Consider the following 23636-nt stretch of genomic DNA (forward strand, 5'->3'; position numbering starts at 1 on the left):
GGTATCGTTTACCGGCTAACATGGCGATAAAAGATAACGTCAAACGTAATTGGGGTTTGTATGAGCAAATCGAATAGCGGGGACTCCAAGAACACTCTGTACTGTTCTTTCTGTGGAAAGAGCCAGCACGAGGTTCGCAAGCTCATCGCCGGTCCAACCGTGTTCATCTGTGATGAATGCGTAGAGCTTTGCATGGACATCATCCGCGAAGAGCACAAAACACATCTCGTCAAATCGGCAGACGGGGTGCCTTCTCCGCAAGAGATTTGCAAGGTCCTTGATGACTATGTCATCGGTCAGGGCCATGCGAAGAAAGTTCTCTCGGTCGCGGTTCACAACCATTACAAGCGCCTGCACCATTCCAGCAAGAATGAAGACATCGAGCTGGCAAAATCGAACATCATGCTGGTTGGTCCGACCGGTTGCGGTAAAACGCTTCTGGCCCAGACCCTGGCACGTATTCTTGATGTGCCGTTCACCATGGCAGATGCCACCACCCTGACCGAAGCCGGTTATGTGGGTGAGGATGTCGAAAACATCATTCTCAAGCTGCTGCAGGCTGCTGACTACAATGTCGAGCGGGCCCAGCGCGGCATCGTCTATATCGACGAAGTCGACAAGATTTCCCGCAAGTCCGACAACCCGTCCATCACCCGTGACGTCTCGGGCGAGGGCGTGCAGCAGGCATTGCTCAAGATCATGGAAGGCACTGTTGCTTCCGTTCCGCCGCAGGGTGGCCGGAAACATCCGCAACAGGAATTCCTGCAGGTAGACACCACCAATATCCTGTTCATCGTCGGCGGCGCGTTCGCTGGCCTGGACAAGGTGATTTCCCAGCGTGGCAGGGGCAGCGCAATCGGCTTTGGTGCCGATGTCCGTGGCCCTGATGAACGCCGTGCGGGTGATGTTCTGCGCGAAGTCGAACCGGAAGATCTTTTGAAGTTCGGTCTTATTCCGGAATTCATTGGTCGTCTGCCGGTTCTGGCAACGCTCGAAGACCTCGACAACGAAGCTCTGGTCCAGATTTTGACCGAGCCGAAAAACGCACTGATCAAGCAGTATCAGCGCCTGTTCGATATGGAAGACGTGAAACTCACCTTCCAGACGGATGCGCTCAAGGCGATTGCCGACAAGGCAATTGAACGCAAGACCGGTGCACGTGGTTTGCGCTCGATCATGGAAGGCATCCTGCTTGAAACCATGTTTGATCTGCCAACCATGGAAAGTGTCGAGGAAATCGTCATCAACGCTGACGTCGTTAATGGAAAGGCAAAGCCGTTGCTGATCCATGCAGAACGTCGTGAAGGTGTTGAAAATACTGCCTGAACGTAATTCCCGCACCGGCAACTATTGCGGTGCGGGAAATCCGGATTATCTAACGATTATCTAAAACATGTTCGCGTTGCTGGCGGGGCCTATGGCAGGACCGCACAGCAGCGTTACGGCTCAGAGTAGGGAAAGAACATAATGGTCGAATTGGCGCGTGGCGAAATATACCCGGTGCTGCCGTTGCGTGACATTGTCGTGTTCCCGCACATGATTGTTCCGCTGTTTGTCGGACGTGAGAAATCGGTGCGTGCACTCGAAGATGTGATGCGCGAAGACAAGCAGATCCTGCTTGTCACCCAGAAAGACGCCGGTCTTGATGACCCGGCTGTCGAAGATCTCTATGAAATTGGTACTGTCGCAACTGTCTTGCAGCTTCTCAAGCTGCCGGACGGAACCGTCAAGGTATTGGTTGAAGGCGGGAAACGTGCCGAAATTACCGGCTACGTTGATAACCCGGAATTCTTCCAGGCCTATGGTTCGGTGCGTGAAGACAGTGACGAGGATGACAGCGAACTCGAAGCGCTGGCCCGTTCTGTCGTCACCCAGTTCGAACAGTACATCAAACTGAACAAGAAAATTCCGCCTGAAGTTCTGGTTTCGGTCAATCAGATCGAAGAACCGGCCAAGCTTGCCGATACGGTAGCATCCCACCTGTCGCTGAAGATTTCCGAAAAGCAGGAATTGCTGGAAACCAAGCTGGTTGGCGATCGTCTGGAACGTATTTTCGGCTTCATGGAATCCGAAATTGGCGTGTTGCAGGTTGAAAAGAAGATCCGCAACCGCGTCAAACGCCAGATGGAGAAAACCCAGCGCGAGTACTATCTGAATGAACAGCTCAAAGCCATTCAGAAGGAACTGGGCGAAGGCGAAGATGGCAAGGATGAAGCTTCTGAAATCGAAGAGAAGCTGAACAAGGCCAAAATGCCCAAGGAAGCCAAGGAAAAGGCACAGGCAGAGCTCAAGAAACTGCGCAATATGAGCCCGATGTCGGCAGAAGCCACCGTGGTGCGCAACTATCTTGACTGGATGGTGTCCATTCCGTGGAACAAACGTTCGCGTGTTTCCCATGACCTGAAAAAGGCCAAGAAGGTACTCGACAAGGAGCATTACGGTCTGGAAAAGGTCAAGGAACGCATCCTTGAATATCTTGCGGTTCAGGCGCGCACCAAAAAGGTCAAAGGTCCGATCCTTTGCCTTGTTGGTCCTCCCGGTGTTGGTAAAACCTCGCTTGGCAAATCGATGGCCAATGCGACCGGGCGCAGCTTTGTGCGCATGTCACTCGGTGGGGTTCGCGATGAATCCGAAATCCGCGGTCACCGCCGGACCTATATCGGGTCGATGCCGGGCAAGATTGTTCAGGGCATGAAAAAGGCGAAATATTCCAACCCGCTGTTCCTTCTCGACGAGATCGAAAAGATGGGTTCGGACTTCCGCGGTGATCCGGCCTCGGCACTGCTTGAGGTATTGGATCCGGAACAGAACTCGACCTTTAACGATCACTATCTCGAAGTCGATTACGATCTTTCGGATGTGATGTTTGTCACCACGGCCAACTCGCTTCGCATGCAGCAGCCGCTGCTTGACCGTATGGAAATCATCCGAATTTCCGGTTACACCGAAGACGAAAAAGTCGAGATCGCCAAACGTCACCTCATTCCCAAGCAGGTCAAGGATAACGGCCTGAAGAAAGGGGAATGGAGCATCTCGGACGAAGCACTTCGTGATCTGATCCGGTATTACACCCGCGAAGCTGGTGTGCGTAACCTTGAGCGCGAACTGGCCAAGCTGGCCCGTAAGGCGACCAAGCGGATCATGCTTGAAAACCTGAAAACGGTGCGTGTCACCCCGCGCACACTTGGCAAATATGCCGGTATCCGCAAGTTCCGCTTCGGCGAGACCGAGGGTGAAGATCAGGTTGGTGTTGTTACCGGTCTTGCCTATACCGAGTTCGGTGGTGATCTGCTTCAGATCGAATCTGTTACCGTGCCGGGCAAGGGCAACATGAAAACCACCGGTAAACTCGGTGAAGTCATGACGGAATCAATCCAGGCGGCGACGTCGTTTGTCCGTTCGCGTGCGGTTGATTTCGGGATCAAGCCGACCTTGTTCCAGAAACGTGACATCCACGTTCACGTGCCAGAAGGGGCCACCCCCAAAGACGGCCCGTCGGCCGGTGTTGGTATGGTGACCTCGGTTGTTTCGGTTCTGACCGGCAACCCGGTGCGCAAGGACGTTGCGATGACCGGCGAAGTCACGCTGCGTGGCCGTGTGCTTGCGATTGGCGGTTTGAAAGAAAAGCTCTTGGCGGCCTTGCGCGGCGGGGTAAAAACCGTTCTGATCCCGCAGGAAAACGAAAAGGATCTCGAAGAGATTCCGGACAATGTCAAACGCGGCATGGAAATCATTCCGGTGTCGCATGTTGACGAAGTTCTGAGCCATGCTTTGGTCAATCCGCTTGTCCCGATCGAGTGGGAAGAAGAGGTTGATGACGTTGCTGTCAAATCCAAGGACGGTGAAGAATCGGAAATCGGCGGTGTGACGACTCACTAAGGATCGTCGTAACGCGCAGAAAACAAGGGGGCCGACACTGTCGGCCCCCTTTTTCTGTGGATAACTTTGCCCAAGAATCGGCGCAGGAACATGTCAGGATTGGTGTAAAGCGCAAAAAATCGAAAAAAACGTCAAAAACCGCAGAAAACTGCGTCTCTCGCATTGACGAGCTGTTTGCGACCTGCTTACACTGCCCATGCAACAGGTTTGGGGCAAACCAAATTTCCTCATAACTCCGAACGTCCAAACAAGGGGGCCAGGAAGTGAATAAAAACGATCTCGTTGGAAGTGTAGCTGCTAAAGCTGATCTGTCCAAAGCTGACGCTGCCAAGGCAGTAGACGCTGTTTTCGATTCCATCACCGATTCTCTGAAATCCGGCGACGAAGTTCGTCTGGTTGGTTTCGGTACCTTCGCTGTCGCTGCTCGCGCTGCTTCAAAAGGTCGCAACCCGCGCACCGGTGAAGAAATCGACATCCCGGCATCGAAACAGCCGAAGTTCAAGGCTGGTAAAGGCCTTAAGGACGCCGTCAACTAAGTTTGACGATGTTCAGCTAAAAAATGCCGGTGACTTGCGTCACCGGCATTGCTTTTTGGAAAATCCATGCTATGTTCCGCTCCGCTTCGGGGCAATGGACCCCAAGAAGACGGGTGATTAGCTCAGCTGGTTAGAGCATCTCGTTTACACCGAGAGGGTCGGGAGTTCGAATCTCTCATCACCCACCATGATAAAGGCAGCCCTAAAGGCTGCCTTTTTTGTTTTCCCGATCTTTGCGAATCATCATGCCCATGTTTGGCGTCTCAGACCCGCTGGACGCTTGTATCATCTGCCTGAAAATACGGGGAAATCATCGCGTTTTGGCTGGCTTGGGTTGAGCATTTGCCAAAGATAATCCGCCCTGAAATAGAAGTTACATTTTTATGCAAAACTGGCATTGCTTTTTGGGGAAACCATGGTAAGTTCCGCCCGCTTCCGCAGAACAGCGCGGTTTGCAAAAGGGTGATTAGCTCAGCTGGTTAGAGCATCTCGTTTACACCGAGAGGGTCGGGAGTTCGAATCTCTCATCACCCACCATGATAAAGGCAGCCCTAAAGGCTGCCTTTTTTCGTATCTGGTTTTTGCGTATCGCGATCTCTTGTAAGCAGTTGCTTTGCTTCCCCATATCGTCCTTCGGGCAGGGGCTTGTATCAGTTGACGCTTGGTCGGCAGACAGGCACTGTTGATGCCATGGTCAAGAGAATCGGAACCTTCAAGATGAACAGTAATCCGGCCCGCCATCCGTCTGGCCCTGAGCGTATCAGCACTGCGGCAGTACCACGGCGGTTAGTGCGTCAAGCATGGTCGGTATGCCGACAGGTTCTGATTGTTCTGTGCCTGCCGGTAATGCTTGCCAGCTGCTATCTGCCGGAGGCCTTCACCATTGATCTTTCCATGGAGCGTAATGGCGATTACCGGCTGAGCTATCGTGGTTTGCTGGTGCAGCCAAACATTACCCAAGGCCTTCTGGATAAAAGCCTGGATGCGGAGGGTGAAAAGGAAAAGGTCGCCAAGGTTCTGGCAGATCTCAAGCGCGATTCGTCTGTTAGACAGCTGACCTATGCCGGGCGCGGTGTGTTTAACATGGTCTATGAAAAGCGCGGCAACATCATGCGCGAAAAAAGTTTTGTCTTTGTCCGCCGACAATCGCGCATACTGGAAATGTTCTTTAATTCCGAACGAAACATCGTTGAAATTCGCGGTGGCTTTGTCCCCGATCAATATCAGGACCGTCTGACCGCACTCGGTTACCAGATGACCGGCAAGATCGAGGTTCGCACGACCGCAGGGGTTCGGAGCCACAACGCGGCAGAGTTCCGTGAAATCAACGGTCAGAACCGCCTGCGCTGGGAAATTCGGTCGATCTCTGATCCAGTCCCCAACGTCATTCTCGGCTAGGGTAGGGTAGCTTAGCTTAGCCTTAGCTAGCTTGGGGATGTGTCCCCGGCTGATCGCGCCTTACGAACAAAAAAGGGACAGCATTGGCTGTCCCTTTGGTGTTTGTGCAGTTGCGACATTTTGTTGGGGGCTAGAAGACCATTTCGTCTTCGGCACCGCCTTCGGAAATGACGATCTGGCCCTGTGCGGCGAGTTCCTTGGCCAGCTGAACAATCATCATCTGCGACTCTTCGACGTCGGACAGACGGACCGGGCCAAGCGCATCCATATCTTCCTTCATCATCTTGCCGGCACGTTCGGACATATTCTTGAAGAACAGGTCGCGCATCTGATCGGTCGAGCCTTTCAGCGCCAGGGCAAGTTTGTCCTTTTCGACCTGACGCAGCAGGGTCTGAACGCCGTTGTTGTCAAGCCGCGCAAGGTCTTCGAAGGTGAACATAAGCGCCTTGATCTTCTCGGCCGAATCACGGTTGCGCTCTTCAAGCGCAGTAAGAAAACGGTCCTGACTTTGGCGGTCAAGGCTGTTGAAGATATCCGCCATCAGTTCGTGGTTATCACCACGCGAACCGCGCGCAAGGTTCGACATGAACTCGGTGCGCAGCGTCTTTTCAATGTTATCGAGGACTTCTTTCTGAACCGCTTCCATGCGCAACATACGCATGATGACTTCCATCGAGAAGTTTTCCGGCAAAAGAGACAGAACCGACGCAGAATGTGCGGGTTTGAGTTTGGACAGAACCACACCGACGGTCTGCGGATATTCGTTTTTAAGGTAGTTCGCCAGAACCGCTTCGTTCACGTTGTTCAGTTTGTCCCACATGGTACGACCCGCAGGACCGCGGATCTCTTCCATGATGCCGTTCACACGGTCTTCTGGCAGAACCTTGGAAAGCAGGCGTTCGGTGGTATCAAACGAACCGACCAGTGACCCGGTTGAAGAAAGCTGGTCAGCGAATTCGACAAAAAGGCGCTCAACGATATTAGAGTTGATCGTACCCAGGCTCGACATGGTTTGGGAAATCTCTTTGATTTCCTCGTCATCCATCATGCTGAACATCTTGGTTGCGTGCTCTTCCCCAAGAGCAAGCATGAGAATCGCTGCCTTTTCAGGTCCGGCCAGTGATCTGTATTCTTCTTTTACGCGCCCCACGGGTGGTCTTCTCCGTCGTAATGACTCTGTTCGGGGTGGAACCTGACGCCCGAACCTGCCTCTATCGCACCGTAAGATAGGGGTTATTTGTCAACAATTCTATAAAAGCCGACACCCCTTTGCAAAGCCCCATCGGTATAAAGCGCCCTAAATGTACAAAATTGATTAATGCCGTACAATTTCGGGGGCAAATTACCCCGCAAAGGGTGATGTTTGCGGGCGCAATTGTCGAATGGGTTGAAATCGTTGCTAGCTGCTTGACTTGGTTTGGGGGGTGGTCTAACAAAGGCGCGCCGATTGATGGTCATTTTGCGGGCGTAGCTCAGTTGGTTAGAGCGCCGGCCTGTCACGCCGGAGGCCGCGAGTTCAAGTCTCGTCGCTCGCGCCATGATCCATCATCTGTTGTCTTTTTTTGGGGCGAATTGTCTTTTCCGCGGTCGCCTTTTCTTGTGTTGCTAATGCTGCTTCGCACGATTGGGTCTTGATCATCTCGACGTCCAGCCCGATATCGGACGATAGTAAACGGTAAAAAGATTAGAAAGTTTCCGGTCTTAGAGCATGTTCAACGTGCTTGGGGACTGGAACTTGTGCGGTGCATACGTTATGGTGCGCCGTAATTGGCCAGGTGGGGACCTGGTCGGGTCAAAAGGCCTGTTCTTGAGAGGTCAGAGAGATGCAAGAGCTTCTTTCGGAATATCTTCCGATCCTGGTGTTCATCGGGATCGCCGTCGGTCTTTCGGCGGTAATCGTCATCGCGTCGCTGGTTCTTGCCAAGCAGGCACCGGATGTTGAGAAATTGTCCGCGTACGAATGCGGGTTTGCGCCGTTCGAAGACGCGCGCATCAAGTTCGACGTTCGGTTCTATCTGGTCGCAATCTTGTTCATTATTTTCGACCTCGAAGTCGCCTTCCTGTTCCCGTGGGCTGTAACCCTCGGTGATATCGGAACATTCGGCTTTGTATCGATGGTGATCTTCCTGGCTGTTTTGACGGTCGGCTTTATCTACGAATGGAAGAAGGGAGCTTTGGAATGGGAGTGAGCACCAACTCAGGCGCACCCCTGGCACCCGGTTCGGATCAGGATGCAATGCTTAAGGGCGTGTTTGACGAGATGAACGACAAGGGCTTTGTCCTTGCCAATCTCGATAAACTCGCAAGCTGGGCAAGCACCGGTTCCTTGTGGCCGATGACTTTCGGTCTGGCCTGCTGTGCTGTTGAGATGATGCATTCGGCGGCGTCGCGTTATGACCTTGACCGTTATGGTCTGGTTTTCCGCCCAAGCCCGCGTCAGTCGGACGTGATGATCGTTGCTGGTACCCTGACCAACAAAATGGCCCCGGCACTGCGTAAGGTCTATGACCAGATGGCAGAGCCGCGCTGGGTTATTTCGATGGGCTCGTGCGCCAATGGCGGCGGTTACTATCACTATTCTTATTCGGTGGTACGCGGTTGTGATCGCGTTGTGCCGGTGGACGTATACGTTCCCGGGTGCCCGCCGACAGCCGAAGCGCTGATTTATGGCGTGATGCAGCTGCAAAAGAAAATCCGCCGTACCGGTGTCCTGACACGCTGATCCGTAATAGGGGGCTTGCATGAGCGAACTGCTCAGCGATAACAGCGCTGCTTTGAAAGATCTGAAAGATCTGGTGGCGTCACAGCTGGCCAACGAAATTCTCGAAAGCGAGATTCGTTACGGCGAGCTGACCATCGTCGCCAAGCGCGATGATATCCTTAAAGTTCTGACCTTCCTTCGGGATGATACCGGCTGCTTGTTCAAGCAGCTGATTGATGTTTGTGGTGCAGACTACCCGGAACGTATTGAGCGTTTCGACGTTGTCTATCACCTGCTGTCTCTCAAGCATAACCTGCGCATTCGTGTGAAGGTCCGTACTGACGAAGATACCCCGGTACCAAGCTGTGTTTCGCTGTTCAGCGCCGCCGACTGGTTCGAGCGCGAAGCGTGGGACATGTACGGTATCTTCTTCGCCGGTCATCCGGATCCCCGCCGTATTCTGACCGATTACGGTTTTGAAGGTCATCCGCTGCGCAAGGACTTCCCGCTGACCGGGTATGTCGAAGTGCGTTATGACGACGAACAGAAGCGTGTTGTCTACGAGCCGGTCAAACTGGTTCAGGATTTCCGTAATTTCGATTTCGAAAGCCCATGGGAAGGCATCCAGCATGTTCTTCCGGGTGATGAAAAGGCGGAGGGCAACGCCTGATGTCCGAACAAAAAATCAAAAACATGACCATGAACTTCGGCCCGCAGCACCCTGCGGCGCACGGCGTTCTGCGTTTGGTTCTGGAAATGGACGGCGAAGTCGTCGAACGTTCCGACCCGCATATTGGTCTTCTGCACCGTGGTACGGAAAAGCTGATCGAATATAAGACCTATATTCAGGCGACCCCGTATTTCGACCGTCTCGACTATGTCGCACCGATGAACCAGGAACATGCATATTGCCTGGCCATCGAAAAGCTGATGGGCGTCGAAGTGCCCAAGCGTGCGCAGTATATCCGTGTTCTTTATGCGGAAATCGGTCGTATTCTGAACCACATTCTGAACCTGACCGCGTTCGCACTGGACGTTGGCGCGATGACCCCGCTTCTGTGGGGCTTTGAAGAACGTGAAAAGCTCATGGAATTCTATGAGCGCGCCTGTGGCGCCCGTCTTCACGCCAACTACTTCCGTCCGGGTGGCGTTGCTGCCGATCTTCCGGCAGGCTTGCTTGATGATATCGACGCATGGGCAGACCAGTACGAAATCTTTATGAAAGACTTCGACCGCGTCCTGACCGGCAACCGTATCTTCAAACAGCGTACGGTCGATATCGGTATCGTCAGCGCCGAAGAGGCTCTTGACTGGGGCTTCACCGGTCCGAACATCCGTGCTTCGGGTCTGGCGTGGGATCTGCGTAAATCGCAGCCCTATGACTCTTACGAAGAATTCGACTTCGACATTCCTGTCGGCAAGAACGGCGATTGCTATGACCGCTTCCTTGTCCGTTTCGAGGAAATGTGGCAGTCGCTGAAAATCATCAAGCAGGCCATCAAAAATATGCCGGATGGCCCTGTCATTGTTGAAAACAACAAAGTGGCACCGCCGTCGCGCGCCGAAATGAAGCGTTCGATGGAAGCCCTTATTCACCACTTCAAACTCTTCACTGAAGGTTTCCACGTACCGGCCGGCGAATGCTATGCCGCGGTCGAGGCACCGAAAGGCGAGTTTGGTGTGTATCTTGTTTCGGATGGCTCGAACCGTCCGTATCGCTGCAAAATCCGCGCCCCGGGGTTCCCGCACCTCCAAGGCATCGACTTCATGTCAAAAGGTCACATGCTGGCCGACGTCGTTGCCAATATCGGGTCGCTAGATATCGTGTTCGGTGAGATTGACCGATGAGCCATTTGAGAAGACCAGCTCCGAAAGAGCTTCAGCCGACCAGCTTTGCTTTCACGCCTGAAAATCAGGAAAAGGCAAAGAAGATCATCGCCAAGTATCCGGAAGGCCGCCAGCAGAGCGCGGTCATGCCGCTGCTTGATCTGGCACAGCGTCAGACCGAAGGTAACTGGGTTCCGACCGTCGCAATGGATTACATTGCCGACATGCTCGAAATGCCGGCCATTCGCGTCTACGAGGTCGCAACCTTCTATACGATGTATAACCTTGCCCCGGTGGGTAAGAACTTCATCCAGGTTTGCACCACCACGCCGTGCTGGCTTCGCGGTTCTGCCGACGTTGTCGATACCTGCAAAAAGGAACTCGGCATTGGCGTTGGTGAAACCACAGAAGACGGTCAGTTCACCATGATCGAAGTCGAATGTCTTGGGGCGTGTGTCAACGCACCGATGATGCAGATCAACGACGATTATTACGAAGACCTGACGCCGGAAACGACCAAGGCCATCCTCGATGCCCTCAAAAAGGGCGAGAAGCCGAAAGCCGGTCCGCAGAGCGGCCGCAAAGGGTGCGAGCCGATCGATGGTCCGAAGGTTCTGAAGGCATTCTGTGGCTGCGGCGCAGCCCCGCAGGATGCTGATGCAAGCGAAGGGGACGCCTGATATGCTGCAGGATAAGGATCGTATCTTTACCAACCTGTATGGTTTCCAGGATTTCGGCCTTAAAGGCGCGCAGTCCCGTGGCAACTGGGATGGTACCAAGGCATTGATCGAAAAAGGCCGCGACTGGATCATCGACGAGATGAAAGCATCCGGTATGCGTGGTCGTGGGGGCGCTGGCTTCCCGACCGGCCTGAAATGGTCCTTCATGCCCAAGGAATCCGATGGTCGTCCGAGCTATCTGGTTGTGAACGCCGACGAAGGCGAGCCGGGTACCTGTAAAGACCGCGAAATCATGCGCAATGATCCGCACACCCTGGTCGAAGGTTGCCTTCTGGCCAGCTTTGCGATGAATGCGCATGCGGCCTATATTTATATCCGTGGTGAATTCTATCACGAGGCATCCAACCTGCAGCGCGCGATTGACGAGGCATACGAAGCCGGTCTGATCGGTAAAAACGCCTGTGGTTCCGGTTGGGACTTTGACCTTTACCTGCATCTTGGTGCCGGTGCTTATATCTGTGGCGAAGAAACCGCCCTGATCGAAAGCCTGGAAGGTAAAAAAGGCCAGCCGCGCCTGAAACCGCCGTTCCCGGCGAACGCAGGCCTTTATGGTTGCCCGACCACGGTTAACAACGTCGAATCAATTGCTGCTGTTCCGACCATTTTGCGTCGTGGCGGTTCGTGGTTTGCCGGTTTTGGCCGTGAAAACAACCACGGCACCAAGCTGTTTGCCATTTCCGGACACGTTGAAAAGCCGTGCACTGTCGAAGAAGCCATGAGCATCCCGCTCAAGGAACTGATCGAAAAGCATTGCGGCGGCGTTCGTGGCGGCTGGGACAACCTTCTTGCGGTTATTCCGGGCGGTTCGTCTGTTCCGCTGATGCCAAAAGACGTCTGTGATGACGTTCTGATGGACTTTGACGGTCTGCGTGAAGTCGGCTCCGGTCTTGGGACCGCTGCTGTCATCGTCATGGACAAGTCGACTGACATTGTCTACGCGATCGCGCGTCTGTCGGAATTCTACAAGCATGAAAGCTGTGGTCAGTGCACGCCGTGCCGTGAAGGTACCGGCTGGATGATGCGCATGATGACGCGCATGGTTCGCGGCGAAGCCACGCTCGATGAGATTGATCTGTTGTGGGATGTGACCAAACAGGTCGAAGGCCACACCATTTGTGCGCTTGGCGATGCTGCTGCATGGCCGATTCAGGGCCTTATCCGTCACTTCCGTCCCGAAATGGAACGTCGGATCAAGGAATATCGCGCACGGATCGCGGCCTGAGAGAGGCCTGTTGAGAGGGATTGAGACATGCCGAAACTAACAGTTGACGGTATTGAAGTTGAAGTAGAAGCCGGGGCGACAGTCCTTCAGGCCTGTGAAGAGGCCGGTAAGGAAATCCCGCGTTTCTGCTATCACGAACGCCTGTCAATCGCCGGCAACTGCCGTATGTGCCTGGTGGAAATGGAACGTGCGCCGAAACCGGTCGCATCCTGCGCCATGCCTGCGGCAGATGGAATGGTGATCAAAACCGATTCCGACCTTGTGAAAAAGGCACGCAATGGCGTGATGGAATTCCTGCTGATCAACCATCCGCTGGATTGCCCGATTTGCGACCAGGGTGGTGAATGTGATCTTCAGGACCAGGCCATGGCCTATGGTTTTGACTCTTCACGTTACGCCGAGAAAAAACGTGCGGTAAAGGACAAGGAACTGGGCCCGATCGTCAAAACGATCATGACCCGTTGCATCCACTGCACCCGTTGCGTCCGCTTCTCCGAGGAAGTCGCCGGTGTCGGCACCATGGGTGCTGTTTACCGTGGCGAGGACACCGAAGTCGGACCGTATATCGAAGCCTCCATCAATTCCGAGCTTTCAGGCAACCTGGTTGACCTGTGCCCGGTCGGTGCTCTGACCTCCAAGCCGTATGCGTTTACCGCGCGTCCGTGGGAGCTCAAGAAAACCGATAGCGTCGATGTCATGGACGCGGTTGGCTCGAACATTCGTATCGATGCCCGTACCGGCGAAGTGATGCGCGTTCTGCCGCGCACCAACGAAGACATCAACGAAGAATGGATTTCGGACAAAACCCGTTACGCCATTGATGGCCTGAAACGTCAGCGCCTTGACCGTCCGTATGTTCGCAAGGATGGCAAGCTGCAACCGGCAAGCTGGGACGAAGCATTTGCTGCGATCAAGGCAAAGGTTTCTGGCCTGGATGGTAAGAAAATTGCCGCCCTTGCGGGTGACACGGTTGATTGTGAAGCGATGACCGCGCTGAAAGACCTGATGGGTAAGCTTGGCTCGCCGAACCTTGATTGCCGTCAGGACGGCTCGAAGATCGGTGGCCCGCGTGCCTCCTATATCTTCAACAGCACGATTGCCGGTATTGACGAGGCAGATGCCTGCCTGATCGTTGGTGCCAATGTCCGTGCCGAAGCGCCGATCATCAATTCCCGTCTGCGCAAACGCTGGCGCACGACCGCTGGTGATTTCAAAGTCGGCATCATTGGTGAAAAGTGGGATCCGACCTACAAGAACGATTATCTTGGTGCCGGTCCGGACACCCTCCAGGAAATCCTGGATGGCAAGCACGAGTTCGCCAAGGTTCTCAAGGCATCTGAAAAGCCGATGATCATTGTCGGTATGGGCGCGCTTAACCGTGAAGACGGTGATGCGGTTCTTGCTGCCACCCGCGCCATCGCCGAAAAATACGGCATGGTTTCCGGTGAATGGAACGGCTTTAACGTTCTGCACACTGCGGCATCACGTGTTGGTGGTCTTGATCTCGGCTTCGTGCCGGGTGAGGGCGGTCTGGCAACCAATGATATTCTCGATGGTGCTGCCAAAGGCGATATCGAGGTTGTCTATCTTCTGGGTGCTGACGAAGTCGACATGAGCAAACTGGAAAAGGCATTTGTCATTTACCAGGGTGCGATGGGCGATGCCGGCGCGCAGGCAGCCGACGTGATCCTGCCGGGGGCTGCTTACACCGAAAAGAATGGCACCTATGTCAACACCGAAGGCCGCGCTCAGCAGGGCTGGCGTGCGATCTTCCCGGTCGGTGACGCGCGTGAGGACTGGGCGATTGTCCGTGCACTGTCCGGTGCGCTGGATCTGACCCTGCCATACAACAATATCGATGCCGTTCGCTCGCGCATGGTGGAACTCAGCCCGACCTTTGCGTCGCTGAACGTTCCGACCAAGGCAGAATGGACCGATTTCGGTGTGTCAGGTGACATGAAGTCTGATGGCTTTGTATCGCCGGTTCGCAATTTCTATATGACTGACCCGATCAGCCGTGCTTCGGTGACGATGGCCAAATGTACTGAGGCCTTTGTCAAGGATGCGGCTGCCGAGAAGGTTGCCTGAGTAAGGGGAGCGACGATCTGATCGTCGCTCATCCCGCAAGGGGGTGTCCCAATTTTGGGACGAAACGCAAAAGATACGGTTTGACCGATGGAACTTCTTTGGGACGGATATATTGAACCGCTCGTCTGGATCGTCGCCAAAATTCTGGCGATTGTTCTGCCGTTGCTGGGTGCTGTCGCCTATCTGACCTACGCCGAGCGTAAGGTCATCGGTGCTATTCAGCTCCGTAAGGGCCCGAACGTTGTGGGGCCGTTTGGCCTTCTGCAGCCGCTTGCCGATGGTTTGAAGCTGTTTCTGAAAGAAACAATCATTCCAAGCAGCGCGAACAAGGGCGTGTTCATCATCGCCCCGATGCTGACCTTTATTCTGGCAATCATTGCCTGGGCGGTTATTCCGTTCGACGAGGGCATGGTTCTGGCCGATCTGAATGTCGGTATTCTTTACATCTTCGCGATTTCTTCGCTGGGTGTTTACGGTATCGTGATGGCCGGTTGGGCATCGAACTCCAAATACGCCTTCCTTGGTGCGCTGCGTTCCGGCGCCCAGATGGTTTCGTATGAGATTTCGATTGGCCTGATCATCATCTCGGTTCTGCTGACAACCGGTTCGCTGAACCTCAGCGACATTGTCCGCGGGCAGGTCGGTGGTATCTGGGAGTGGAACTTCGTTTATCACTTCCCGATGTTCATCGTCTTCATCGTATCCATTCTGGCAGAAACCAACCGCGCACCGTTTGACCTTCCCGAAGCGGAAGCAGAACTGGTCTCGGGTTATAACGTCGATTATTCGGCAATGACCTTTGCGCTGTTCTTCCTGGGTGAATACGCGAACATGATCCTGATGAGTGGCCTGTGCGCCATTCTGTTTCTGGGTGGCTGGAGCGCGCCGTTGCCGTTCCTCGAATTCATCCCGGGCGCAATCTGGTTCATCATCAAGATCTGCTTCGTTCTGTTCATCTTCCTGTGGGTCCGTGCAACCTTCCCGCGTTACCGTTATGACCAACTGATGCGTCTGGGCTGGAAAATCTTCCTGCCGCTGTCGTTTGCATGGGTCATGCTGGTTGCCACGTTCCTCGTTGTTTTTGACAAGGTCCCGGCCTGATCGCCGCGCATCGGAAAGAGAGAGGTAAACGATGTCATTTATTGATCGGACGGCCCGGAGCTTCCTGCTCGCGGAACTCGTTTCGGGAATGGCGCTCACCTTGAAATACATGTTCAAGCCCAAGGTGACGATCAACTACCCGTACGAAAAAGGTCCGCTGAGCCCGCGTTTCCGTGGCGAACACGCACTGCGCCGTTACCCGAACGGTGAAGAGCGTTGCATCGCCTGCAAACTTTGCGAAGCCATTTGCCCGGCACAGGCCATCACCATTGAGGTCGAGCCGCGCAACGATGGTTCGCGTCGTACCACGCGTTACGACATTGATATGACGAAATGCATCTATTGTGGCTTCTGCGAGGAAGCCTGCCCGGTGGATGCCATCGTCGAAGGTCCGAACTTCGAGTTCGCAACCGAAAACCGCGAGGAGCTGTTCTATGACAAGGACAAGCTGCTGGCAAACGGCGAGCGTTGGGAAGCCGAGCTTGCTGCACGATTGGAGGCAGACGCACCTTATCGGTAAGTGTCGCGTCTGATCGTTAGAAAGAGAGTTCATGGGCCGTTGCCAGCCATTGGGGCAACAACGGTTCGCCAAGGGGGTACCTTATGGTCGTACAGGCTTTGGCTTTTTACCTGTTTGCTACCGTCGCGGTTTTGTCCGCGACTGCGGTTGTGACCGTTCGCAACCCGGTGCATTCGGTACTGTTGCTGATCTTGACATTCTTTAACGCAGCCGGACTTTTCGTCCTGCTGGGTGCCGAGTTTCTCGCCATGCTGCTGGTCGTCGTCTATGTCGGCGCGGTTGCAGTCCTGTTCCTGTTCGTCGTCATGATGCTCGACATTAACTTTGTCGAAATGCGTCAGGGCTTTTTGAACTACCTGCCGATCGGCGTTCTGATCGCGGTTGTTCTGTTTGTCGAACTGGCACTGGTTGGCGCTGGCTGGACCCTGACGGATGAGGCGGTCGCGGTTCTCGCGCAGCCGACACCGGCAGGTCTGACCAACGTCGAAGCACTCGGTCAACTGATCTACACCGATTACGCATACATCTTCCAGGCGGCTGGTCTGGTTCTGCTTGTTGCGATGATTGGCGCAATTGTCCTGACACTGCGTCACCGTGAAGGTGTCCGTCGTCAGAAAATCTCCGAGCAGGTCAAGCGTACCCGCGCTGATACGCTTGAAGTCAAAAAAGTTCCGGTCGGAAGGGGGATCTGATGGAAATCGGTCTTGCACATTATCTGACCGTCGCGGCGATCCTTTTCACACTCGGGATCTTCGGCATCTTCATGAACCGCAAGAACGTCATCATCATCATGATGTCGATCGAGCTGATGCTGCTGGCGGTCAATATCAATCTGGTCGCGTTCTCGTCGTTCCTCGGCGACCTCGTCGGACAGGTATTTACCATCTTCGTTCTGACGGTTGCTGCGGCTGAAGCGGCAATTGGTCTGGCGATCCTGGTCGTCTATTTCCGTAACCGCGGCACCATCGCGGTTGAAGACATCAACATGATGAAGGGGTAAGGCAGATATGTATCCGTTGATTGTATTCCTGCCCCTGATCGCGGCAATCCTTGCCGGGGCCATCACGCTGGTCGGCGCCATGTCGACCGCAAAGGATGCCCCGCATGACAGCCATGGTCATCACCATCATGGTGTGTCCTCGTCGGATCGTCTGGCACAGCTGGTCACCGTGGCCGGTGTCGTGATTTCCTTTGTGATTTCGATCTTTGCCTTTGTCGATGTCGCCCTGGGTGGCAACCCGGTTGTGATCGAACTGTTTACCTGGATTTCCTCGGGCAGCTTTGATGCGTCCTGGTCGCTGCGTATTGATACGCTGACCTGTGTGATGCTGATTGTTGTCACCGGCGTGTCCTCGATGGTTCACATCTATTCCATCGGCTATATGTCGCATGATCCGGACAAGCCGCGCTTCATGGCGTATCTCAGCCTGTTCACCTTTGCGATGCTGATGCTGATTACCGCCGACAACCTGATCCAGCTGTTCTTCGGCTGGGAGGGCGTTGGTCTGGCATCTTACCTTCTGATCGGCTTCTGGTATTCCAAACCGTCGGCGTCGGCGGCTGCGATGAAAGCCTTCATCGTCAACCGTGTCGGTGACTTCGGCTTTGCCCTTGGTATCTTTGCGGTTTATGTCCTGTTCGACAGCGTTCAGTTTGACGTCATCTTTGGCAATGCCGAAGAAGTCGCGGGCACGACCCTGATGTTCCTGGGCCATGAATTCTCAGCCCTTGAGATCACCTGCTTCCTGCTGTTCATCGGTGCGATGGGTAAATCGGCACAGCTTGGTCTGCATACCTGGCTTCCGGACGCAATGGAAGGCCCGACCCCGGTTTCCGCCCTTATTCACGCGGCAACCATGGTGACGGCCGGTGTGTTCATGGTCGCGCGTCTGTCGCCGATCTTTGAATATGCTGAAACCACGCTGATGATCGTGACCATCGTTGGTGCGTCGACTGCGTTCTTCGCAGCGACCATCGGCTGTGTTCAGAACGACATCAAGCGCGTCATTGCCTATTCGACCTGTTCGCAGCTGGGCTATATGTTCTTTGCCTGCGGCGTGTCGGCCTATTCGGCGGGTGTCTTCCACCTGATGACGCACGGCTTCTTCAAGGCGCTTCTGTTCCTTGGTGCCGGTTCGGTCATCCATGCCATGTCCGATGAACAGGACATGCGCAAGATGGGCGGTATCGCCAAAATGGTTCCGCTGACCTTTGCTGTGATGGTGATCGGGACGTTGGCGATTACCGGTGTTCCGGGCTTCGCGGGCTACTATTCCAAGGACCTTATCCTTGAAAGCGCCTATGGGGCACATACCGGTGTTGGCCTGTATGCGTTCTGGGCAGGTATCCTTGCGGCTCTGATGACCTCGTTCTACAGCTGGCGTCTGATCTTCCTGACCTTCTTCGGCGCACCGCGCGCTGATGAACGCACCATGGCGCACGTGCATGAAAGCCCGGCGATCATGACCGGTCCGCTCCTGTTCCTGACCGTCGGTGCTGTCTTTGCCGGCTGGTTCGCCAAGGACTGGTTCGGTGGCGGCGACTTTGAAGAAATGCTGACCTTCTGGAATGGCGCACTCTTCATGGCCGAAGGCCACAACGCTCTGGAAAATGCACACCATGTTCCGGGTTGGGTGAAATGGGCACCGTTCGTTGCCATGATTACCGGTCTGTCGCTTGCGATTGTCATGTACAAGGTCGTGCCGTCGCTTCCGCGCACGCTGGCCAACACCTTCAACGGTGTTTACCGCTTCGCGCTGAACAAATGGTACTTCGACGAGCTCTATGACAAGATTTTCGTCAAGCCGGCCTTTGCTTTGGGCTATGGCTTCTGGAAATCAGGGGATGGTGCCATCATTGATGGTTGCGGTCCGGATGGTGTGGCAGCTGCTTGCCGTAACATCGCACGTCGCGTCAGCGCCATTCAGAGTGGTTTCGTCTATCACTATGCATTTGCGATGCTGATCGGCATTGCAGCGCTGGTCTCCTACACAATTTGGAAGATGGGTTAACGGGCGATGAGTGATTGGCCAATTCTTTCGATCGTCACTTTCCTGCCGCTGGTCGGTGCAGCCCTGCTGCTGCTGATCAATGGTGAAGAGGCGACTGTTGCCCGCAATTCCCGTTGGGTTGCGCTTTGGACCTCGGGGTTCACGTTCCTCGTATCCTTGATGCTGTGGGTGAACTTCGATGCAACGACCGCAGATTTCCAGTTCGTCGAGCAGGCGGACTGGATGCCGGGTCTGAACATTTCCTATCACATGGGCGTTGACGGTATTTCCGTTCTCTTCGTCCTGCTTGCGACCTTCCTCACACCGATTTGTATCCTGTCGGCATGGGAAGCCATCCAGAAGCGCGTGAAGGAATACATGATCGCCTTCCTCGTTCTTGAAACGATGATGGTCGGCATGTTCAGTGCCCTTGACGGTCTGCTGTTCTATCTGTTCTTCGAAGGTGTCCTGATCCCGATGTTCATCATCATCGGCGTCTGGGGTGGTCAGCGTCGCGTCTATGCGGCATTCAAGCTGTTCCTTTATACCCTTCTTGGTTCGGTCCTGATGCTGGTGGCACTGCTTGCGATGTATTTCGAAGCGGGCACCACCGATATCCCGACCCTGATGGAATATGGCTTCGATTATAATATGCAGCTCTGGCTGTGGCTGGCCTTCTTTGCATCGTTCGCCGTCAAGGTGCCGATGTGGCCGGTCCATACCTGGCTGCCTGATGCCCACGTTGAGGCACCGACAGCTGGTTCTGTGATCCTGGCTGGTGTGCTGTTGAAAATGGGTGGTTACGGTTTCCTGCGTTTCTCGCTGCCGATGATGCCGCTGGCGTCTGAAACCTTCGCACCGCTCGTTTTCACGCTGTCGATTGTTGCAATCATCTATACGTCGCTGGTCGCCCTTGCGCAGCAGGACATGAAAAAGCTGATTGCATATTCGTCGGTCGCGCACATGGGGATCGTGACCATCGGTGCATTCACCTTTAACCAGCATGGTATCGAAGGTTCGATCTTCCAGATGCTCAGCCACGGTGTGGTTTCCGGTGCACTCTTCCTGTGTGTCGGTGTGGTCTATGACCGTATCCATACCCGCGAAATCGACGCCTATGGTGGTCTTGTCCATCGTATGCCGAGCTACGCACTGATCTTCATGTTCTTCACCATGGCATCTGTTGGTCTGCCGGGTACGGGCGGGTTCGTTGGTGAAATCCTCGCACTTCTGGGTGCGTTCGAAGCCAACACCTGGGTCGCCTTCTTTGCGGCAACCGGTCTGATCCTTGGTGCGGCCTATGCGCTGTATCTCTATCGCCGGATTATTTTCGGGGCACTCACCAAAGAGAACCTGAAGACCATCCTCGATCTGAGCCCGCGTGAATGGATTATCTTTGCACCGCTGGTGATCATCGTTCTGTGGATGGGGGTCTATCCGGTCTCCTTCCTCGACATCATGCATGTCTCGGTTGAGAACCTCGTCAACCAGGTCGAAACGGCCCAGGCTGCAGCGGCACAAGCCGCCCAGCTGGCTGCGAATTGAGGGGAATGAACATGGGAGTTTCTATGCTCAACCTCGGGGCCGCGCTGCCCGAAATGTTTATGGCAGTTTCTGCCTTGGCGCTGTTGATGCTTGGGGTTTTCGCAGGCAAGGACAAATCCTTCCGCACCGTATCCTGGCTGGCAGTTGCCGCCCAGGTCATTACCATAGCACTGGTGGTGATGGGGGATGGTGGTTCGGCATTCTTTGGTCAGTTCAGTGCTGATCCGTTTGCCAAGTTCTGCAAGGTCCTGATCCTGATCGGTTCTGCAACCGGCATCATCATGACCATGAACTTTGCCGAGCGTGAAAACATGGCACGCTTCGAGTTCCCGATCCTGATCTCTCTTGCCACCCTTGGCATGATGGCGATGGTCTCGGCAACCGATATGCTGTCGCTGTATCTCGGTCTCGAACTGCAGTCGCTTGCACTTTATGTTGTCGCTGCCATCCGCCGTGACACCGTGCGTTCGACGGAATCGGGTCTGAAATACTTCATCCTCGGTTCGATCGCCTCGGGCATCCTGCTGTATGGCATGTCGATGGTCTATGGCTTCACCGGCACCACGAACTTCACCGTTCTGGGCAATACCCTTGTCGGTGGTGAACTGCCGCTTGGTGCGCTGGTTGGTCTGGCCTTCATTTTTGCCGGTCTGTGCTTCAAGGTTTCCGCTGTTCCGTTCCACATGTGGACCCCGGACGTTTATGAAGGTGCGCCGACCCCGGTCACGTCCTTCTTTGCGGTTGCCCCGAAGATTGCCGGTCTGGCACTGTTCATCCGCGTTGCCGTTGGTCCGTTTGGCGGTGCTGTCGAGGACTGGCAGCAGATCATTGTCCTGATCTCCATCCTGTCGATGGCGGTTGGTTCGTTTGCTGCACTCCGTCAGGAAAACATCAAACGTCTGATGGCCTATTCGTCCATCGGTCATGTTGGTTTCGCACTTGTCGGTCTGGCCGCAGGCACGCAAGAAGGTGTCACCGGTGTTCTGGTTTATCTGGGTATTTACCTTGTCATGAACCTTGGCACCTTTGCCGTCATCCTGTGCATGCGTCGGAATGACCGCATGAACGAGGAAATCACCGATCTTGCCGGTCTTGCCAAAACCAAGCCGCTGATGGCTGCGATCACTGCGATCTTCATGTTCTCGATGGCAGGTATCCCGCCGCTGGCTGGCTTCTTTGGCAAGTTCTATGTCTTCAAGGCAGCCGTCGATGCCGGTCTTGTGACGCTTGCAGTAATTGGCCTGGTGACCTCGGTTGTCAGTGCCTATTACTACCTGCGTATCATCAAGGTCATGTATTTCGACGAGCCGGTCGAAGGCTTTGATCGCAATGGTACCGAGATGAATGTCATCATGGCGGTTGCCACGATCATCATCCTGGCCTTTGTCTTCTTCCCGAACCCGCTGATGGATAGCGCAGCTGTTGCCGCGGCATCGCTGTTTGGGATGTAAGAATGGCATTGCGAACGATCCGTCTTCCCGAAGGTTTCACCCTTCACGAACTGGAAGCGGTCGACAGCACGAATGAAGAGGCCAAGCGCCTCGCAGACAAGGGCGCCCAAAGTGGCGCCCTTGTTATAGCCAGAACCCAGACGTCTGGCCGGGGCCGCCGTGGCCGTGCCTGGTCGTCACCGGTGGGTAATCTGTATTCGTCGCTGTTGCTGCGTCCGACCTGTTCACTGGCCGAAGCCGCCCGTCTGACCTTCCTGATCGCTGTTGCCATGGCCGAGGCGGTTGAAACCGTCACCGGCGGTATGGTGCGCCCGGACTGCAAATGGCCCAATGACCTGATGGTCAATGATCGCAAGATTTGCGGTATCCTGCTAGAAAGTGCCTCCAATCAGGGGGCAGCAACCGATTATCTTGTGATCGGGGCAGGGGTAAATGTCGCCTTTTTCCCCGACGATTCCGAACGCCCGGCAACCTCATTGGCGGCGTTGGGGGCACCGGTTTCGGTTACGGATCTGATATCAACTTATGTTGCGCGCGTTGCGCACTGGTTGCCGATCTGGGAACAGGACGGTTTTGCACCGATCCGCGAAGCTTGGCTGGCGCGCGGATATGGCATTGGCAAACCGGTTGTCGCCCGTCTGACCGAACGCGAACTTCAGGGAACTTTCGTCGGGCTTGATGAGGGGGGCGAACTTATCCTAAGAGAAGACAGCGGTTTTGAGCACCGCATCGGGGCTGGCGAAGTGTTCTTTGCCGCCTGATATAACGAAATAGCTTGCTTTGTAGCGGAGGCTTGTAAGCATCATGTTGCTTGCGATTGACGCCGGGAACACCAACATCGTCTTTGCGGTTTTTGATGGCGATACCATCAAGGGCCAGTGGCGCTGTTCCACCACCACCGAACGCACCGCGGACGAGTTGGGCGTGTGGTTGCACCATCTTTTCACGCTGTCTGGCGTGCCCAAGGATGCGATTACGGGGGCGATTATTGCCACTGTGGTTCCGGCTGCGGAATTCAGCCTCAAGACCCTGTGTCGCCGCTATTTCAACGTCGAACCGATGGTTGTCGGGGATCCTGCGGTCAATCTTGATATGAAAATCATCATGGACCGACCAAGCGAGGTGGGCGCTGACCGCCTTGTCAACGCGATTGCCGCCCACGAACTGTTTGGCGGGCCGCTGGTGGTGCTTGATTTCGGGACGGCCACGACCTTTGACGTGGTCGATGGCAATGGTGATTACCTTGGCGGTGTGATTGCACCGGGTGTCAACCTGTCGATCAAGGCCCTGCATATGGCCGCGGCCCAGTTGCCGATGGTCGCAATCGAAGCCCCGCGCAGTGTGGTGGGCAAAAACACGGTCGAAGCCATGCAGTCAGGGGTCTATTGGGGCTATGTCTCGATGATCGAAGGGTTGCTTGCGCGTATTCGCCAACAGCAAAATGTCGACCAGATGAAAGTCGTGGCAACCGGCGGGCTTGCGCCGCTCTTTACCAAGGCGGTTGATGAAATTGAATATCTGCATGGTGATCTGACCATGCTGGGTTTGTTGATGATCTATCGTCGCAACAGCCAGCAGACCGAACGCCCTACAGGATAAAGACTTGCGTGACGCAAGGGGAACGATTATCCCGCATGT

21 protein-coding genes and 3 tRNA genes are annotated in these 23636 nt (G+C 54.7%); 23 read left to right on the forward strand and 1 reads right to left on the reverse strand.

Going from position 1 to position 23636, the window contains the following annotated elements:
* Positions 1-60: 60 nt before the first annotated feature.
* The 6 genes from clpX (at position 61) to IT893_RS07745 (ending at position 5813) form a co-directional block, all read left to right on the forward strand.
* Complete coding sequence (clpX, locus tag IT893_RS07720) at positions 61-1326, forward strand: ATP-dependent Clp protease ATP-binding subunit ClpX (RefSeq protein ID WP_008891815.1); 1266 nt, start codon at positions 61-63, stop codon at positions 1324-1326.
* A gap of 141 nt (positions 1327-1467) precedes the next feature.
* Complete coding sequence (lon, locus tag IT893_RS07725) at positions 1468-3879, forward strand: endopeptidase La (protein ID WP_064790436.1); 2412 nt, start codon at positions 1468-1470, stop codon at positions 3877-3879.
* 263 nt (positions 3880-4142) lie between these two features.
* A complete protein-coding gene (locus IT893_RS07730; RefSeq protein WP_008891813.1) occupies positions 4143-4415 on the forward strand; it encodes an HU family DNA-binding protein in 273 nt (90 codons plus the stop codon).
* A gap of 111 nt (positions 4416-4526) precedes the next feature.
* Positions 4527-4603, forward strand: a tRNA-Val gene (locus IT893_RS07735).
* A 272-nt stretch (positions 4604-4875) separates the two neighbouring features.
* Positions 4876-4952, forward strand: a tRNA-Val gene (locus IT893_RS07740).
* A 180-nt stretch (positions 4953-5132) separates the two neighbouring features.
* On the forward strand, positions 5133-5813 hold the full coding sequence (locus IT893_RS07745) for a hypothetical protein (RefSeq protein WP_252724111.1): 681 nt from the start codon (positions 5133-5135) through the stop codon (positions 5811-5813).
* A gap of 130 nt (positions 5814-5943) precedes the next feature.
* Here the strand turns inward: IT893_RS07745 and fliG are convergent, their stop codons facing one another.
* Positions 5944-6963, reverse strand: a complete 1020-nt coding sequence (fliG, locus tag IT893_RS07750) for a flagellar motor switch protein FliG (protein ID WP_008891232.1) — start codon at positions 6961-6963, stop codon at positions 5944-5946.
* Between the two features lie 311 nt (positions 6964-7274).
* On the opposite strand from fliG, the gene IT893_RS07755 reads away from it, so the two are divergent.
* The 17 genes from IT893_RS07755 to IT893_RS07835 all read left to right on the forward strand — a co-directional run bounded on the left by IT893_RS07755 (position 7275) and on the right by IT893_RS07835 (position 23597).
* Positions 7275-7351 (forward strand) — tRNA-Asp (locus IT893_RS07755).
* Positions 7352-7636: 285 nt separating this feature from the next.
* A complete protein-coding gene (locus IT893_RS07760; RefSeq protein WP_008891231.1) occupies positions 7637-8002 on the forward strand; it encodes an NADH-quinone oxidoreductase subunit A in 366 nt (121 codons plus the stop codon).
* Positions 7993-8535, forward strand: coding sequence for an NADH-quinone oxidoreductase subunit B family protein (locus IT893_RS07765; protein WP_040823994.1), 543 nt, complete (start codon positions 7993-7995; stop codon positions 8533-8535). The genes IT893_RS07760 and IT893_RS07765 overlap by 10 nt, the downstream gene beginning before the upstream one ends.
* A 19-nt stretch (positions 8536-8554) precedes the next feature.
* A complete protein-coding gene (locus IT893_RS07770; RefSeq protein WP_008891229.1) occupies positions 8555-9184 on the forward strand; it encodes an NADH-quinone oxidoreductase subunit C in 630 nt (209 codons plus the stop codon).
* The gene (locus IT893_RS07775; RefSeq protein WP_064781505.1) at positions 9184-10362 is read left to right on the forward strand and encodes an NADH-quinone oxidoreductase subunit D; all 1179 of its coding nucleotides are present in this window, start codon (positions 9184-9186) and stop codon (positions 10360-10362) included. Before IT893_RS07770 ends, IT893_RS07775 begins: the two co-directional genes overlap by 1 nt.
* Positions 10359-11021: an NADH-quinone oxidoreductase subunit NuoE gene (nuoE, locus tag IT893_RS07780; protein ID WP_063089383.1), complete on the forward strand. Its 663-nt coding sequence runs from the start codon at positions 10359-10361 to the stop codon at positions 11019-11021. The genes IT893_RS07775 and nuoE overlap by 4 nt, the downstream gene beginning before the upstream one ends.
* A gap of 1 nt (position 11022) precedes the next feature.
* A complete protein-coding gene (gene nuoF, locus IT893_RS07785) occupies positions 11023-12303 on the forward strand; it encodes an NADH-quinone oxidoreductase subunit NuoF (RefSeq protein WP_008891226.1) in 1281 nt (426 codons plus the stop codon).
* A gap of 27 nt (positions 12304-12330) precedes the next feature.
* Positions 12331-14391 (forward strand): NADH-quinone oxidoreductase subunit NuoG, encoded by a 2061-nt coding sequence (gene nuoG, locus IT893_RS07790; RefSeq protein WP_197147390.1) that lies wholly within the window; start codon positions 12331-12333, stop codon positions 14389-14391.
* Positions 14392-14478: 87 nt separating this feature from the next.
* Positions 14479-15492, forward strand: coding sequence for an NADH-quinone oxidoreductase subunit NuoH (gene nuoH / locus IT893_RS07795; RefSeq protein WP_008891224.1), 1014 nt, complete (start codon positions 14479-14481; stop codon positions 15490-15492).
* A 31-nt stretch (positions 15493-15523) separates the two neighbouring features.
* Positions 15524-16012, forward strand: coding sequence for an NADH-quinone oxidoreductase subunit NuoI (gene nuoI / locus IT893_RS07800; protein WP_008891223.1), 489 nt, complete (start codon positions 15524-15526; stop codon positions 16010-16012).
* Positions 16013-16095: 83 nt separating this feature from the next.
* Positions 16096-16704 carry an NADH-quinone oxidoreductase subunit J gene (locus IT893_RS07805; RefSeq protein ID WP_008891222.1) on the forward strand — a complete coding sequence of 203 codons (609 nt, stop codon included), beginning with the start codon at positions 16096-16098 and terminating at the stop codon, positions 16702-16704.
* Complete coding sequence (gene nuoK / locus IT893_RS07810; RefSeq protein WP_007089416.1) at positions 16704-17012, forward strand: NADH-quinone oxidoreductase subunit NuoK; 309 nt, start codon at positions 16704-16706, stop codon at positions 17010-17012. The genes IT893_RS07805 and nuoK overlap by 1 nt, the downstream gene beginning before the upstream one ends.
* Before the next feature lie 7 nt (positions 17013-17019).
* Positions 17020-19023, forward strand: a complete 2004-nt coding sequence (gene nuoL, locus IT893_RS07815; protein ID WP_197147391.1) for an NADH-quinone oxidoreductase subunit L — start codon at positions 17020-17022, stop codon at positions 19021-19023.
* A gap of 6 nt (positions 19024-19029) precedes the next feature.
* A complete protein-coding gene (locus IT893_RS07820; RefSeq protein ID WP_008891220.1) occupies positions 19030-20547 on the forward strand; it encodes an NADH-quinone oxidoreductase subunit M in 1518 nt (505 codons plus the stop codon).
* A gap of 11 nt (positions 20548-20558) precedes the next feature.
* Complete coding sequence (nuoN, locus tag IT893_RS07825; protein ID WP_252724112.1) at positions 20559-21998, forward strand: NADH-quinone oxidoreductase subunit NuoN; 1440 nt, start codon at positions 20559-20561, stop codon at positions 21996-21998.
* Positions 21999-22000: 2 nt separating this feature from the next.
* Positions 22001-22759, forward strand: a complete 759-nt coding sequence (locus IT893_RS07830) for a biotin--[acetyl-CoA-carboxylase] ligase (RefSeq protein WP_197147392.1) — start codon at positions 22001-22003, stop codon at positions 22757-22759.
* Positions 22760-22802: 43 nt separating this feature from the next.
* Positions 22803-23597 (forward strand): type III pantothenate kinase, encoded by a 795-nt coding sequence (locus IT893_RS07835; RefSeq protein WP_008891217.1) that lies wholly within the window; start codon positions 22803-22805, stop codon positions 23595-23597.
* Positions 23598-23636: the final 39 nt, after the last annotated feature.

Source organism: Thalassospira sp. A40-3 (assembly GCF_015871485.1).
Taxonomy (GTDB): Bacteria; Pseudomonadota; Alphaproteobacteria; order Rhodospirillales; family Thalassospiraceae; genus Thalassospira; species Thalassospira tepidiphila.